The sequence below is a fragment of the Lysinibacillus sp. 54212 genome (assembly GCF_036662795.1).
In the GTDB taxonomy this organism is placed as follows: domain Bacteria; phylum Bacillota; class Bacilli; order Bacillales_A; family Planococcaceae; genus Lysinibacillus_B.
This window is the reverse complement of the sequence record NZ_JBAFWZ010000032.1, coordinates 1-15,236: the sequence shown is the minus strand read 5'-3', so window position 1 is coordinate 15,236 and position 15,236 is coordinate 1. Positions and strand designations below refer to the sequence as shown.

Sequence of the window (15,236 nt, the reverse complement as noted above, 5' to 3'; positions counted from 1 at the left end):
GCTTTATTTTTTTGATATCAGATGGAAGAATATCCCGATTGTAGTAGCGATAATTGCTGGAATTAACCAGCCTAGACTTTGCTCTTGTAATGGTAAGTAGGCCAATACGTTTTTATACGCTGTAACTTCTAATCCTGCCTGCTTTAACCCATCATAAAGGCTAACGAATGCTGTGACGATTAACGGTAAAATATATATGATCGGTGCATGGTTAAAGCGAGCCGAGAATAATGCAATAACCATTAATACAATAGCGATTGGATAAATCGTTAGTAATACGGGCAGTGAAATTGATATTAGTTTTGCTAGGCCAACGTTTGCAATGGCCAAACTAAACAGCGTAAAAATAATTAACAAAGTTTGATATGAAAACTTTGGAAATAATCGTGAAAAGAAAGATGCATTGGCAGATAATAAGCCGACAGAGGTTGTTAAACACGCTAGGATAATCGTTGCCGATAAAATAATACTGCCAGCGTTTCCGTATAACACCTTTGCAGAGGCAGCGATGATATGTCCACCATCATCAAAATAACCGATAGCGGATGGACTTGTGCCTCCAATATACGCTAATGAAACATAAACGAACGATAGACCGATAGCTGCAACGATTCCAGCAAAAATTGAAACCTTCACCTGCCTTGCACTACTTTGAATACCACGTGCCTGCAACGCTTGGACGATAACAATTCCAAAAACTAGCGCGCCAAGGACATCCATTGTTAAGTACCCTTGAATAAAGCTCTCGGAAAATGCATTTTCAATATATTTTCCCTGTGCTTCTCCAAATTCACCCATAGGCGTAATAAATGCTTTTAGAGCTAGTAATAAAATAACAGCTAGTAAAGCCGGTGTTAATATTTTCCCTATGCGATCCACTAACTTGGTAGGGTTGAATGCTAGATAAAGCGTCAAACTGAAGAAGATAAGTGTCGTAATAAATAGGGGAACCCAGCTTTCTTGTTGCGCTGGAGTTAAAAATGATGTAACCCCAATATTATAGGAAACTGCTCCAGTACGTGGAATCGCGAAAAATGGTCCAATCGATAAATAAACGATAGAAGTAAATATTATCCCAAATTTAGGATGGACACGATTCGCTAATATTTGTAAATCTCCACCGTTTTTTGCGACAGCGACGATGGCAACAAGTGGTAGTCCTACACCAGTAATTAAGAATCCAATAATGGAAATTAAAAATGATTCTCCTGCCTGCTGCCCTAATATAGGAGGGAAAATAATATTTCCTGCACCTAAAAATAATGCAAATAGCATAAATCCAACGGCAAGGTTCTCACGAATAAAGCCTTTATTGTTGTTCATGTTGAATAAAATTCTCCTTTTTAATTGAAAAAGCCGAAACTTTCTAAAAACTTTTCATTGTGTACAAGAATGGATTCTATCATAAAAATCTTGCAAAGGATACTGTTTTCGAGTAATTTCTTTGTCATTTTTTTAAAAAATGATAGTTAAATAAAATAGGGTGTATAGTTAAATTTAACTACAGTAATAAAGTAGGATGTGACTAATGGGTAATTTTCTGTAAAATGGAAATAAAGCTAAAAGATTTATAAAGAAAGGTGCGATTTACATATGAAAAAATGGCAGGCTTTATTAGCGGTTACACTAGCATCTACTGTTGTTGTAGCACCTGTAGCAGAGGCGTCTACTTATGTTGTGCAAAAGGGTGATACTTTATCAAAAATTGCGTCGAAATTTAATATATCCATAGCCCAACTTAAAGAGTGGAATAATTTAGAGAATGATTCTATTTTTGTAGACCAAAAGCTAATTATTGCAAGTGAGCAGTCCAATCAAAATGGAGGACAGGTGATCAATCCTTCAGACACGATTAAGCCTAATGGTACTACTGCGAAGCTTATTATGTATAAGGTGGTAAAAGGAGATAATTTAACAAAAATCGCTAAAAAATATAAAACAACTGTTGCACAGCTAACAGCATGGAACAACTTAAAGTCAGATTCCATTTTTGTTGGTCAATCATTAGTCGTAAGCAAGAGAACACTGATAGCGAGCGACAACTTAAAGCCTATTACAGGAAATAATAACTCCTCTTCAAATGGGGAAAATAGTGGGCAAGTTGAGTCTGAAGTAGATAAAGCGATCGAAAGTCAGCTTGCTAGTGAAACGCCAATAGTAAAGGCTCCTTCCTCTAATGGACAAGCAATGTATACTAAAGTGCTCGAGGTCGCAAAACAGCAAATTGGGGTACCGTATGTATTTGGTGGCAATACTGTAGCAGGATTTGATTGTAGTGGGTTTGTCAATTATGTTTATAAGAATGCAGGCATGGGTATCGTAAGAAAAAGTAGTCTTGATTATTTCTTAGCCGACACAACGATTGTGAAGAATCCAGTGCCTGGCGATGTCGTATTTTTCAAAAATACCTATATTCCAACAATCTCACATATGGGTATTTATATAGGAAATAATGAATTTATACACGCAGGCTCAAAAGGAGTAGAAATTTCAAAGCTGTCTTATGAATACTGGGATTCACGAATGGTTGCATTTAAGCGTTTTAATTCAATAAAGTGAACAGAGATCGACTCTTCTTTCGAGGAGTCGATTTTTTATGTCTTTCTTACTCAGAATAGGGAGAGTTCCTTAAATAGTTCGTAAATCCGCTGTTAGTAGTGGTCATTTTTACATGATTTTATATTACAAATGTTACAAATGTAATATATCGTTATATTGGCTTGTAAAAATAATATTTAGGTGGCAATTTGTATAACTATTACAAAACGTTGGTATAAAAGGGTTTGTCGAAGGTTGTAACAATATTACATATGAGGTCTTATGTAACTCTATTGTTACATAACTGTAATGTTATAACTGGAAAAGTCGTGTTAATCTAATAACAGTTAAGTTTTCAGAAAATTACTTATACATGTTGGAGGTTTATTAATGAATAAACGTACGTTATTTAGAAATGGTATATTATCAATGCTTGTAGCCTTTGGGATTTTCTTTTCGCCAGTTGGAGAAAAGAGAGCGGAGGCAGCTGACTTTACTTCTTCACAATTAACATCTATCGCTTCAAAGTATATTGGTGTTAAATACTCATACGGTGGAACAACATCAAAAGGCTTTGACTGCTCGGGTTATGTTCGTCAAGTCTTTAAGGAGTTAGGTGTATCGTTACCACGTTCTTCTGGAGAAATGTATAAAAAAGGAACAGCAGTTAAGAAAGCTGATCTTCAAAAAGGAGATTTAGTATTCTTCAAAACATCTAGTCGCAGTGCTGTTTCACATGTGGGCATTTATGTAGGAAATAACAAATTTATCCACTCTTCAACAAGTAAAGGTGTTGTCACTACTAATATCAATGATAAATATTACTGGGGTGCACGCTACGTAGGTGCTAAACGCGTAGCAGACGTAGACTAAACTTACTATTAACTATTCTATTATTCAAAAATAAATCCAACATTTTGACTCTCTATCAAATCGGTAGAGAGTTTTTATTTTGCCTACATTTCGTAATACAACTTGAGTACATATAGTAGCCCCCGCACGGTATCAATGTCGTTATATGGAAAAAATGTATACGGGATGTTAGGTTGGCTAGCCGAGGAAAAAGGAGCCATCTGCACAAAAGCAGTGGTCCACCCGTACGAAAGGGGGCCATCCGAACAAAAGAGTGGTCTATCCGCACAAAAGGCGAGCCATCCGAACAAAAGGAGGCTCTATCCGCACAAAAGCCCAGCCATCCGAACAAAAGCAGCACGTATCCGAACAAAAGGGAGCTCCATCCGAACAAAAGCAGCACGTATCCGCACAAAAAGGAGCTCCATCCGCACAAAAGAGTGCTTCATCCGAACAAAAGAGTGGTCTATCCGCACAAAAGGGAGCTATCCGAACAAAAGAGTGGTCTATCCGCACAAAAGGCGAGCCATCCGCACAAAAAGGACGCCTATCCGCACAAAAGCGAGCTCCATCCGAACAAAAGAGTGGTCTATCCGCACAAAAGGCGAGCGATCCGAACAAAAGCAGCACGTATCCGCAAAAAAAAGGAGCTCCATCCGAACAAAAGCACCCCCGATCCGCACAAAACCCACATTGAATCCAAAAAACTGAGCCCGAATCTCACACCCTAAAAACAACGTTCCGAATTCGTAACAATCAAAGCAGCTTCAATCAAAAAAAGATGCTCAGAAAAAATATTCTGAGCATCCGATTCAATTCTTAATCAAGAAAAATTATTGGGTAACGCGAGCTGTCCAACGAGAAAAGTCTGCATCTTCTGCATCGACTAACTCGGCTGGGAAAATAAATGTCCAAGGTTTAGTCGCGTTTGGTTGAACTGTTAGTACGGGATCCATTTTAAATGATCCTTTTGCAACCTGTTTAGCATTAGCATCAATGATTTCAAGTGGTAATTGTTCAAGGTTGATTGCTTTGTCATTGCCATTACGAATGAAGATGGACACATGTAGACTTTTATCGTCATTTAATCTTGCCTGAAGACCCGTAAAGTTTACTTCTTTTTTCCCTAGCTTTGGTAGGTCTTTTACTATATTTGCTAGAGCCTCTTGCTGTTCTTTTGGCAATTGCTGCTTCCAGGATTCGTCTAAATCTAGTTGATGACCACGTAATGAAATTAAGTTAAATGCAATTTTCCAACCTTCTTCAGGAACCGTATCCGTTTCTAATGCCGCCTTATCGAATACGAATACCCATGGGCGTGCACTTTCTGCAGGAATTACACCAAGTTCCTTAAAGTTGAACATTTTAGTCGCTAAGTGATTATCGTCCTTATCTAAAATAAATAGCTCGATTTCACCTAGCTCAATGGCTTGGTTTAAGGATGAACGGAAAAATGCTTTGACGTTCCATGCACCATTCCTAGCGTCTTCCTCGATGTTAATTGCAGAAAGTGATAATTGGTTTGGCTTTAACGGCTGTAAGTCATTTGCTAAAAAGTTGAACACATATTGCTGCTCTTGCGGTACATTCCATTCTGGGTGGAAGGAAAGTTTTGTTTTCACTTCTTGCTTATTACCAGCAGATTTGCCGTCTTTTACAAGCTCGTTTGAGTCGAGTGCGCTATCTCGTCCTACCTTATCTGTTTTCTTGAAAAATGAAAATAATCCCATTATACTTCTTCCTCCTGTAGCTGTAATGATTTCATAAATATAACGAGCTCTTCTACGATGCTTCGACGTAATTCCTGGAAGTTCTTACCGAATAATTCGAGTCCTTCACGCTGATAAATACGCATCGGATCCTCTTGTTGATAATGTCGTAAGCCGATACCTTCCTTTAAATGGGCCATTTGCTCTAGATGCTTGACCCACATACGGTCAATGAAAGGCAGCATTACTTGCGGAATGACGTTCATCATTTGCTCATTTTCCTCATAAGAATCGATCATTTGCTTTAATTCGTCAATTTGTGGCTGTAAGCTTGCTAAAATACGTGAAACCTTGCTTTCTTGACGATCGATCGTTACAGGAGTTAAGAATAGCGAATTGATAGTACGCTCCATCTTATCCCAATTCCATTGGGTTACATCAAGCTCTTCTGGTGCATTATCTCGAACAGCAAAGTCTACTGTTTCCTCTAGCATTTTCTTCAACATTCCGATTAAGTCTTCATGACGTAGAACACTATCTCGTAATGAATAAATTACACCTCGTTGGTCATTAATAACATCATCTAGCTTTAAGTTATATTCGCGCATCGAGAAATGTGCACCTTCAACGATTCGTTGTGTCCGATCAATAAGCTCACGTACTTCCTTATTGTTAATACGACCGATTTCATTGACAGTCATTTTCTTAGTAAACTTCTCTACCTCATCTTTTGCAAATCGTTTGAACATATCATCCTCGATGGACAGAATAAACTGACTTTCACCAAGGTCACCCTGGCGACCGGAACGGCCACGAAGCTGATTGTCTACACGGCGACTTTCGTGCTTTTCTGTCCCGATTACGTAAAGGCCACCAAGCTCTTCAACGCCTTCACCTAATACGATATCCGTACCACGACCTGCCATATTCGTTGCAACAGTAATACGTCCCTTTTGACCAGCCTCAGAAATGAGCTCTACCTCTTGCTCCACCGTTTTTGCATTTAATACTTGATGCTGTAAACTGTATTTTTTTAAATACTTAGAAACGGCCTCCGATTGTAAGATTGACGTAGTGCCAATTAAAATAGGTTGTCCATTTTCATGACGGCGTAGGGCTTCTTGTGCGACAAATTCGTACTTAGCTTCGATTGTATTGAATACAATATCTTGTTGGTCAATACGACGACGTGGACGATTTGTTGGGATTTGAATAACGCCCATTCCGTATACATCACGAATTTCCTGCTCTTGTGTTTTGGCAGTACCCGTCATCCCGCTAAGATTTGGGTACATACGGAAATAATTTTGAATCGTAATTTGTGCTTGGGCTTTATTTTCTTCGGTGATTGTGACGCCCTCTTTCGCTTCAATCGCTTGATGAAGTCCGTCTGACAGTGAACGTCCTTCCATAATACGACCTGTAAACATGTCGACAAGTTCGACTTTATCGTCACGTACAATATAATCTACGTCTCGCTTGAACATTACATGTGCTCGTACGGCCTGAATAACGTAGTGGTATAACGTTTGATGCTCTAAATCATAAAGATTGTCGACGTTAAACGCAGCTTCAACCATTTCGATGCCCTTATCAGTTAAAGATGTTGCTTTAGTTTCATCATCAAATTCATAATGTTCATCCTGTTTAAAGCGTTTTGCTAGTAGAGCGGCAATACGATGTAACTCTTCATTAGCAGCCATTTTTCCGGCTATGATCAGGGGTGTTTTTGCCTCATCAATTAATACAGAATCGACTTCATCAATAATCGCGAAATGGTAAGGACGCTGCACTTTATCTGCGATTGAATGTGCCATATTATCACGTAAATAGTCGAAGCCGAATTCTGTACCCACACCATATGTAATATCAGCATTATACGCACGCTTTTTTGCATCGGGCTCCATCATTGGTACATTTAGTCCAACAGTAAGACCTAAGAATCGATGAATTTGTCCGATTAAATCGAAGTCACGCTTAGCTAAATAATCATTTACCGTAATGACATGGACACCTTTACCTTCTAATGCACGTACATAGGACGGTAGGGAAGCTACTAATGTTTTCCCTTCGCCAGTAGGCATTTCGGCGATATTTCCTTCTGTTAACACGAGACCGCCGATTAATTGAACATCAAAATGGCGCATGTTTAACACTCGCTTCGATGCTTCACGGACAACAGCAAAAGCTTCAGGGATAATTTGCTGAACTGTTTCGCCCTTTTCTAAACGATCTTTAAAAATTATTGTCATGTGCTGAAGCTCTTCATCTGTCAAAGTGGAAAAGTTTGCTTCTAGCTTATTAATTTGATCTACTATTTTATAGTATTTTTTTAATTCACGAGCACTTGTTTGCTCTTTTTTACGAGTGAACATTGAGAACATGATATTACGCTCCTTTACCTTTGCCTACATATAGTAGACACTTTGTTATTCTATCAAATTTTGCTAGGTATGACTACTGAAGGATAGGGCGGACTCAGCCACTGTCGGTTGATTTCCGTTGCGCTAGCCTGCTTTTCTAGGGACGCCTGAAAAGCTAGTTTAATTAACTAGCTTTGAAATTCGCTTAAGCATCTATGACATATAGTCGAGAAACCAAATAAATATCGTTGTTTTAGTATTTTGAATTTATGGAAATAAATATCTTGTGTATTCTTTCGGTAATGTGAGAGAAAAGCTATGTTTTATAAAGCATACGTGCTATAATGTACTCGGATTGATTTCATTCGATTTCCAAATTATGTTGAATGATATTTAAATCGCTTATATATTGCACACCTGAACAGATGTGCTATTTAAATTTGAACATGAATCACAATGTTCCTACACTATAAATGAATTTAATTTTCTTAAGGAGGAGAGACATGATTTACGTGTCTTTAATCGTGGCGGTCCTATCTGCCATTTTACTAACTCCACTAGTAAAGCGTTTAGCATTTCGAATTGGGGCGGTGGATGCGCCTAATTATCGGAAAGTGCACGCACGCATTATGCCTCGTTTAGGTGGCTTAGCTATTTTTGGTGCGTTTTTAATTGGAATAGCTGTATTAAGACCTGATAGTGAATATCTGTTAGCGATTATTTTAGGTGCTACAGTTATTGTCATTACAGGTGTTTTAGATGATATGTATGAATTGTCTGCGAAAGCAAAAATGATTGGGCAATTAGTAGCGGCATGTATCATCGTATTCCTAGGTGATATACAAATTCAAGAAATTAACTTACCTTTCGATGGTGTGTTGGATTTTGGTTTTTTAAGTATTCCTTTTACAATTATTTGGATTATTGCTATTACAAACGCTGTTAACTTAATTGATGGTCTTGATGGGCTAGCTGCTGGTGTTTCTACTATTGCTTTAGTATCACTTGCTATCATGGCATTTATTATGGCCAATCCTTTTGTACTTGCAACTGCAGCGATTTTAGCAGCAAGCTCGTTCGGTTTTTTATTTTATAATTTCCACCCAGCCAAAATATTTATGGGTGATACGGGTGCACTATTCCTAGGATTTATGATTGCAGTCCTATCGTTATTAGGCTTTAAAAATCTAGCGATGGTATCATTTATAATTCCAGTTATTATTTTAGGTGTACCAATTTCTGATACATTCTTTGCCATCGTGCGTCGTCTACGTATGAAACAAAAATGGTCGGATCCTGATAAGTCACATTTGCATCATCGTTTGCTTGATTTAGGTTTTTCTCATCGTCAAACGGTGCTACTTATTTATAGTATCGCAATCATGTTCGGGCTATGTGCTATTATTTTCTCTATGGCAAAGGTTTGGGGAGCGATTTTACTTATTACAGTTATTCTAGTGGCAGTAGAGCTGTTCGTTGAAGTGATTGGACTAGCTGGTAAGAATTATCGACCACTCATCAATTTTGTTCGGATGTTTAATAAGTAAGACTAGTGGATATAAGAGAGCTGTCATTCTATGTGAATGATAGCTTTTTTTATGGGGTGATTTGTTATGGGGAGCAATCATCTATTTTGATAATGGTGAGAAGGGCAGAAGCGCTCTGTTTAGCCCGGAATCGAAAGAAAGCATCATTCCTGCTATCATATCGACCGAGGAGATGAAGTGACCTCGACCTAGAGGGGCTGCTCTGTCGTTGCAAAATAAATTTTGGTGAGAATGCCTATTTAAACTAAAAACGTCATAAAAAAGCCCCCTTACATGTTATCGTAAGCGGGCATAGCTTTGTAATTAATACTTTGATTCAACTTGCGTTTGTTCAGTGTGATCATTCGATCTAGTACCAGATACATCTGAGGAATCTGGTAGGATACCTAAATGACTTTGTAAAATATGCTTTGTCTCTTCTAGGGCCTCTTCATCTAGCTTGTAGTAATAAGGACCTGCAGACCAGTCATCATCGCCTGTTAATGTTAGCGAATCAATTCGTGGAACACCTTGAGATAGGTAGCTAAAAATAGATTTCATCTCATCAAATGTCATATCTGTTTTCATGTTATCGCCAACTGCTTCGAGTACATCATCATATTTTGAAATGGATGAAAAGGATGCGACCTTTGCTGTAATCGCCTTTATGATTTCTTGCTGACGCTTGCCTCGTTCGATATCGCTATCCTTTTTTCGAGTGCGGGCTAGTGCTAATGCTTCACTTCCGTTTAGCTCCTGTAAGCCAGCCTTTAGACTAATTGTCTTTTGATCAGATTCATTTTGCTCCACTATATCATACGGTACTTCAACTTCTACTCCACCTAGTGCATCTACCACGTCGATAAATGCATTAAAATTCATGCGAACGTAATAGTCAACTGGAATATCGAATAATTCTTCTACCGTTTCAATTGTCGCGAGTGTGCCGCCCCTTGAATGAGCGTGATTAATTCTGTCCTTATAACCACTGTAAGGAATATAAACATACGAATCTCGTGGAATACTTAGTAGCTTTACTGTTTTTGTTTTATTATTTAGTGTGGCAAGCATTAGAGCATCTGACCTAGAAGTGTCCGCCCCTTGCCCACGTTTTTCACTATCATCAATCCCAATAAATAGAATAGAGATGTTATCATTTAGGGGCTCTACTTTAGCCTCGCGTTTGTCTGAAATATCTCTGTTCTCTATCTTTTCGTATGCATTATTTGCAGCCTGCTCCGCTTTTTTTGTTAAATAAACGGCATATGTTGTCGCGCAAATAAGGAGGGACGTTGCTAAAATTAATGTTATTTTTAGAAAAAGTGACAGCTTCGAAGAGCCTTTCTCCTTTTTCCCAAAGGTTCTTTTCATAGTAATTCTCCTTATATTAATAGAAATCGTACAGTAAAAAATTAATAAAGTTTATTATACAACTTTTTATCAGTACCGTAAATGTTAATTACTTTGTGATAAGACAAATTCTATAAATTGTGTATCTTCGCATAATATTGTGCTTTGTCCGCTTGTTAGCTCTACTATCCAATTAGTGAAAGTCGATTCGGCCACCTTTTCGACAAAAATATACAAATCGACTCCTTCTGTATATTGGATATCGTGTAATGTATAGCTCGAATTACGAATTTCATTTTCTACTTTACCTAGCCACGTATAGTCGATAGATACCTTCATTAAATGATGCAGCCTTCGTTCGACAACTTGTGCAGCACGGATTCCTTCCGTAGTCGATTTACTATAAGCTCGAATTAAGCCGCCTCCACCGAGTTTAATGCCACCAAAATAGCGAGTAACAACAACTACCGTATCCTTTAAGCCTTGTTTTTTTAAGACCTCTAACATAGGAACGCCTGCAGTACCACTAGGTTCCCCATCATCATTTGCCTTTTGAATTTGGTCATGCTCGCCGATCATATAACATGAGCAGTTGTGCGTTGCATTAGGGTGCATTTTTTTAATTTTTTCAATAAATGTTAGTGCTTCTTCCTCAGTTTCAGCACGATTCACATAGCATATAAATTTAGATTTAGAAATGATGATCTCTTTTTCACCGTAACCTTTGACGGTTCTATAGTCTTTTCGCATTATTAAAACTCCTTAAAATAACAAAAAATATACTGTTCAGTATGAGAGTAAATACTTATAATATGTTTAGAAAATGCTATAATAGAGTAGAACTATTATGCTTAGTCGTAAAAAGGTGTAATTTCCAATTTATAAATTGGAATCGTCACACATAAGAAGAATGGGGAATACTAATGTTTTCGAATGAAAAATTTGATATTGCTTCACTCGATGTTATATTCAATCGAATGCTCGAAACAATTACTAACTCTAAAGACGATATATTCATTATAAGCGAACAAAGCCGTAGAAGCTTCGAGGAAATGCAAAAAGAGCTTGAAATTGTTCGACAAGAAATTTCTCTTTTAATTGATGAAGCGGACCATTTAGAAGCAAGAGCGCAACTTTCTAAGCAAAGACTCGTCCAAGTAAGTAAAGCTTTTAATAATTATACAGAAGAACAAGTACGAGATGCATATGAAACGGCAAATAATTTTCAATTAAAGCTTTCTATAGTTCGTGAGCGTGAAAAGCAATTGCGTGAAAAACGAGATGATTTAGAACGTCGGCTGAAAGCGTTATATGATACAATTGAACGTGCGAATCATTTAGTCAATCAGGTGAATGTAGTTATAAATTATTTAACTTCTGATTTAAAAAATGTTAGTTTAGCATTAGAGCAAGCAAAAATAAAGCAGGACTTCGGTATAAAAATTATTGCTGCACAAGAGGAAGAACGGAAAAGATTATCGAGAGAAATTCATGACGGCCCAGCTCAAATGATGGCAAATGTACTAATGCGTTCTGATTTAATTGAGCGTACATATCGCGAAAAAGGCATTCAGGAAGCTATGAATGAGCTATATGATTTAAAAGTAACGGTACGAAATGCCCTTTCCGAAGTACGGAGAATAATATATGATTTAAGACCTATGGCATTAGATGATTTAGGAATCGTTCCGACGTTGAAGAAATATTTATCCACAATTATGGAATATAATCCTGGAGTTCAAATTCATTTTCTGTCACAAGGGCAGGAAAAAAGAATTTCCTCAGAGCACGAGGTTGCCATGTTTCGTCTCGTGCAGGAATGTGTAACCAATGCCATCAAGCATGGCAAGCCAAAAGAAATATCCGTAAAGCTTGAGTGGATCAGAGAGTGCGTAAATATTGTTGTGAAGGATGACGGGAAAGGTTTTGATAAATCCGTTGTGAAGGAGCAATCCTTTGGTATAATTGGCATGACAGAACGTGTTGATTTACTCAATGGCCGAATGGAAATTCATAGTGCTATTGATAAAGGAACGATTGTAATATTTAAAATTCCTTATTCGGATGTAAAAGAGTAGTAGAAGAATAATTAAAAAAGTCGAACTATTGTATAGGGGGTAAATGAAATGACAAAAATTATTATCGTGGATGATCATCAATTATTCCGTGAAGGAGTTAAACGTATTTTAGATTTTGAAGATACGTTTGAAGTCGTAGCAGAAGGGGATGACGGTTCAGACGTAATCAATTTGTATAATGCCAATATGCCAGATGTTGTCCTAATGGATATTAATATGCCAGGAAAAAATGGTGTAGATGCAACTTCAGACTTAATCGCCATGCACCCAGATGCAAAAGTAATTATGTTATCGATTCATGATGATGAATCGTATGTGACGCATGCACTTAAATCAGGTGCGCTAGGTTATATGCTGAAGGAAATGGATGCCGATGAGATTGTAGAGGCAATAAAAGTAGTGGCAAACGGAGGGTCTTACTTACATCCGAAAGTAACGAAAAATTTAGTTGCCGAATTCCGTCGATTATCAGAGCATGAAAATAAAGGTAATTTCCATCAAACGGAAATCCGCCGCCCATTCCACTTACTTACAAAGCGTGAATGTGAAGTGCTTCAGCTTTTAACAGATGGTCAAAGTAACCGTACAATTGGTGAATCATTATACATCTCAGAAAAGACAGTTAAAAACCACGTTTCAAGCATTCTGCAAAAAATGAATGTAAACGACCGTACACAAGCCGTTGTAACAGCAATCAAAAATGGTTGGGTAGAAGTACGATAAATGAATGAAACCTACTAAAAGTATTGAGCTTTTAGTAGGTTTTTATAGTATAAAGGATGAATTTTTGTTTGAGCTTTATCTAGCTCGAGCGCCCAGCCCCTCGAGGTCACTTCGAAAGTCTCTACGTGTGGCAAGCACACTAGGAGCCTTTCTCCAGTGCTTGTCGGGGCTATACGGGGCGCTCCCGCTTTTCTTGGCTGAGACTCTTAGCCCTTTAAAATACCTTTCACCATTTTGTAGTGACCTCTCATGCAACAATTCGTTTTACGATAACGTCATAAAGAAAAAGTAAAACAAATGTCCTAAAATAGCGAACTATGCTACAATATTGCGCGGGAGGGTTATTCAATGAAAAAATGGTTATTAGTAGTAGCGGCATGCTTAGTCCTTACTGCTTGTGGGAATAAAGAGGAACAGAGTAACAAAGATCCAGAAGAAACGGAAAAAGAATCGATTGGCTTTGAAGTGCTAGGAGAGTCGATTGAAGAAGCTGCGGATATTCCGGTAGCTGAAAAAGCAAACATTGTTGCTGTGTTTAATGAATACATTGATGCCTTTAACGCAGAAGATATTGATCGTTATGCAACGACATTATCCAAAAATGCAAAAGGGTTTGATTACGAAAAAGATTTACAAGAGGCAAAAAAGCAATTTTCTCAATACAAGATTAATCGTCAAGCGGATGACGTTACTATTGTGAAATATAACGAACAAGAAGCGCAAGTATTTGCAAATTTAAATATCGAAATGACAGAAGAAACGACTGACACTGAGTTAAAAAGTCAGGGGCGTCAAGTAACAGTTTTTGTGAAGGAAGAAGGCTCATGGAAAGTATCGAGTGTTTATTATATTGGGAATAATTAATTTTATTTATATTTTTTATTATTAGGCGTTCTGTGATGAAAAGAGCCATTCCTTCACAGAACGCTTTTACATTTTTTCATTCACAATTACTTGTAGATACGGTAATATATGAGCATAGGAGAGTGGGAGTATGAAAACTGCAGTCGTAACAGATAGTACAGCGTATTTGACAGAGGATGAACGCGCACGCTATAACATACGAATGGTACCGCTTAGCGTCAATTTAGAGGACGGTACTTATGAAGAAGAGGTAACGATTACAGCTTCAGAGTTTTACGAAAAAGTGCGTAACGCAAAAGCATTTCCAAAAACGACACAACCACCTGTAGGGAAGTTTGTTGAACTTTTTGAAGAACTATCTAAAGATTATGATGAAATAGTAACGATTCATTTATCGAGTGGCATCAGTGGTACGTATCAAGGAGCTGTACAAGCTGGTGACATGGTTGATAATATTGATGTATATGCATTTGATAGTGAGGTAGCTTGTTCAGTTCAAGGAATGTTTGTTATTGAAGCGGCAAAAATGGCGGAACAAGGAGCTTCTGCAAAAGAGATACTTGCAAAGCTGGATGATTTAAAGGAATCGATGGATGCTTACTTTATTGTAGACGACCTAGCTCACTTACAACGTGGCGGTCGACTATCTGCAGCAGCGGCATTAATAGGTGGACTTCTTCAAGTTAAGCCTATTCTACATTTCGTTGATACGAAAATTGTGCCATTCGAAAAAATCCGTACACGCAAAAAAGCATTGCGTCGTGTGGAGGAATTGATTGCTGCAGCAGTGGAAAACTATGGATCATTACAAGCAACAGTCATTCACTCCAATTGTGAGGAAGAGGGACAAGCTTGGATGGCCCAGCTGCAAAAGGATTATCCAACAGTCGACTTTACATTTAGCTATTTCGGTCCAGTAATTGCCACGCATCTAGGTGAAGGTGCACTAGCTTTAGGCTGGATGAAAAAAGAATAATTATAGTTGAGCAGTTTCTACAATGTTTATTGTAGAAGCTGCTTTTTTATTTACCTTCAGAACTTTCGGTTGATTGTGGATTTTTGTTTGCAAGCGCGGTGGTTATCCGAACAAAGGGAGCTATCTGCACAAAAGCGAGGTCTATCCGAACAAAAGGGGTAGCTATCCGCACAAAACGAGAGTCTATCCGAACAAAAGGGGGAGCTATCCGCACAAAAGCGAGGTCTATCCGAACAAAAGGAGTAGCTATCCGCACA

General features: G+C 37.9%; 13 protein-coding genes. 8 read left to right on the top strand and 5 right to left on the bottom strand.

Features of this window, described 5'->3' with window-relative positions; translation table 11 throughout:
• Nucleotides 1-3 precede the first annotated feature (3 nt).
• Nucleotides 4-1,323, bottom strand: coding sequence for a branched-chain amino acid transport system II carrier protein (gene brnQ, locus V4T18_RS16240; RefSeq protein WP_332651202.1), 1,320 nt, complete (start codon nt 1,321-1,323; stop codon nt 4-6).
• A gap of 270 nt (nt 1,324-1,593) precedes the next feature.
• On the opposite strand from brnQ, the gene V4T18_RS16235 reads away from it, so the two are divergent.
• From V4T18_RS16235 to V4T18_RS16225, 3 genes are all read left to right on the top strand, one after another.
• On the top strand, nt 1,594-2,559 hold the full coding sequence (locus V4T18_RS16235) for a C40 family peptidase (RefSeq protein ID WP_332651200.1): 966 nt from the start codon (nt 1,594-1,596) through the stop codon (nt 2,557-2,559).
• A gap of 369 nt (nt 2,560-2,928) precedes the next feature.
• Nucleotides 2,929-3,411, top strand: coding sequence for a C40 family peptidase (locus V4T18_RS16230; protein ID WP_332651198.1), 483 nt, complete (start codon nt 2,929-2,931; stop codon nt 3,409-3,411).
• A gap of 253 nt (nt 3,412-3,664) precedes the next feature.
• On the top strand, nt 3,665-4,087 hold the full coding sequence (locus tag V4T18_RS16225) for a hypothetical protein (RefSeq protein ID WP_332651196.1): 423 nt from the start codon (nt 3,665-3,667) through the stop codon (nt 4,085-4,087).
• Between the two features lie 136 nt (nt 4,088-4,223).
• Here V4T18_RS16225 and V4T18_RS16220 read toward each other — a convergent pair whose 3' ends face one another.
• Both V4T18_RS16220 and secA2 read right to left on the bottom strand, forming a co-directional pair.
• Nucleotides 4,224-5,120: an accessory Sec system S-layer assembly protein gene (locus V4T18_RS16220; protein ID WP_332651194.1), complete on the bottom strand. Its 897-nt coding sequence runs from the start codon at nt 5,118-5,120 to the stop codon at nt 4,224-4,226.
• Entirely contained in the window at nt 5,120-7,483 is a 2,364-nt protein-coding gene (gene secA2, locus V4T18_RS16215; RefSeq protein WP_332651192.1) for an accessory Sec system translocase SecA2, read from the bottom strand. The genes V4T18_RS16220 and secA2 overlap by 1 nt, the downstream gene beginning before the upstream one ends.
• A 482-nt stretch (nt 7,484-7,965) precedes the next feature.
• Here secA2 and V4T18_RS16210 point away from each other — a divergent pair, with 482 nt between their 5' ends.
• Nucleotides 7,966-9,009: a glycosyltransferase family 4 protein gene (locus V4T18_RS16210; protein WP_332651190.1), complete on the top strand. Its 1,044-nt coding sequence runs from the start codon at nt 7,966-7,968 to the stop codon at nt 9,007-9,009.
• Between the two features lie 303 nt (nt 9,010-9,312).
• Here V4T18_RS16210 and V4T18_RS16205 read toward each other — a convergent pair whose 3' ends face one another.
• Both V4T18_RS16205 and V4T18_RS16200 read right to left on the bottom strand, forming a co-directional pair.
• Nucleotides 9,313-10,359 (bottom strand): LCP family protein, encoded by a 1,047-nt coding sequence (locus V4T18_RS16205; protein WP_332651188.1) that lies wholly within the window; start codon nt 10,357-10,359, stop codon nt 9,313-9,315.
• A gap of 84 nt (nt 10,360-10,443) precedes the next feature.
• Nucleotides 10,444-11,088 (bottom strand): YigZ family protein, encoded by a 645-nt coding sequence (locus V4T18_RS16200; protein ID WP_332651186.1) that lies wholly within the window; start codon nt 11,086-11,088, stop codon nt 10,444-10,446.
• Between the two features lie 173 nt (nt 11,089-11,261).
• Between V4T18_RS16200 and V4T18_RS16195 the strand changes: the two genes are divergently transcribed.
• The 4 genes from V4T18_RS16195 to V4T18_RS16180 all read left to right on the top strand — a co-directional run bounded on the left by V4T18_RS16195 (nt 11,262) and on the right by V4T18_RS16180 (nt 14,979).
• Nucleotides 11,262-12,416 (top strand): sensor histidine kinase, encoded by a 1,155-nt coding sequence (locus V4T18_RS16195; protein WP_332651184.1) that lies wholly within the window; start codon nt 11,262-11,264, stop codon nt 12,414-12,416.
• A gap of 48 nt (nt 12,417-12,464) precedes the next feature.
• Nucleotides 12,465-13,139, top strand: coding sequence for a response regulator transcription factor (locus V4T18_RS16190; protein ID WP_332651182.1), 675 nt, complete (start codon nt 12,465-12,467; stop codon nt 13,137-13,139).
• A 348-nt stretch (nt 13,140-13,487) separates the two neighbouring features.
• Nucleotides 13,488-14,003 (top strand): DUF4440 domain-containing protein, encoded by a 516-nt coding sequence (locus tag V4T18_RS16185; RefSeq protein ID WP_332651180.1) that lies wholly within the window; start codon nt 13,488-13,490, stop codon nt 14,001-14,003.
• Nucleotides 14,004-14,133: 130 nt separating this feature from the next.
• Nucleotides 14,134-14,979: a DegV family protein gene (locus V4T18_RS16180; RefSeq protein ID WP_332651178.1), complete on the top strand. Its 846-nt coding sequence runs from the start codon at nt 14,134-14,136 to the stop codon at nt 14,977-14,979.
• Nucleotides 14,980-15,236: the final 257 nt, after the last annotated feature.

Excerpts from the sequence above, each read along its gene's own strand:
- V4T18_RS16200 (WP_332651186.1), bottom strand. The coding sequence starts at position 11,088 with ATGCGAAAAGACTATAGAACCGTCAAAGGTTACGGTGAAAAAGAGATC.
- V4T18_RS16195 (WP_332651184.1), top strand. The coding sequence starts at position 11,262 with ATGTTTTCGAATGAAAAATTTGATATTGCTTCACTCGATGTTATATTC.
- secA2 (WP_332651192.1), bottom strand. The coding sequence starts at position 7,483 with ATGTTCTCAATGTTCACTCGTAAAAAAGAGCAAACAAGTGCTCGTGAA.
- brnQ (WP_332651202.1), bottom strand. The coding sequence starts at position 1,323 with ATGAACAACAATAAAGGCTTTATTCGTGAGAACCTTGCCGTTGGATTT.
- V4T18_RS16210 (WP_332651190.1), top strand. The coding sequence starts at position 7,966 with ATGATTTACGTGTCTTTAATCGTGGCGGTCCTATCTGCCATTTTACTA.
- V4T18_RS16230 (WP_332651198.1), top strand. The coding sequence starts at position 2,929 with ATGAATAAACGTACGTTATTTAGAAATGGTATATTATCAATGCTTGTA.
- V4T18_RS16185 (WP_332651180.1), top strand. The coding sequence starts at position 13,488 with ATGAAAAAATGGTTATTAGTAGTAGCGGCATGCTTAGTCCTTACTGCT.
- V4T18_RS16180 (WP_332651178.1), top strand. The coding sequence starts at position 14,134 with ATGAAAACTGCAGTCGTAACAGATAGTACAGCGTATTTGACAGAGGAT.
- V4T18_RS16190 (WP_332651182.1), top strand. The coding sequence starts at position 12,465 with ATGACAAAAATTATTATCGTGGATGATCATCAATTATTCCGTGAAGGA.
- V4T18_RS16220 (WP_332651194.1), bottom strand. The coding sequence starts at position 5,120 with ATGGGATTATTTTCATTTTTCAAGAAAACAGATAAGGTAGGACGAGAT.
- V4T18_RS16205 (WP_332651188.1), bottom strand. The coding sequence starts at position 10,359 with ATGAAAAGAACCTTTGGGAAAAAGGAGAAAGGCTCTTCGAAGCTGTCA.
- V4T18_RS16235 (WP_332651200.1), top strand. The coding sequence starts at position 1,594 with ATGAAAAAATGGCAGGCTTTATTAGCGGTTACACTAGCATCTACTGTT.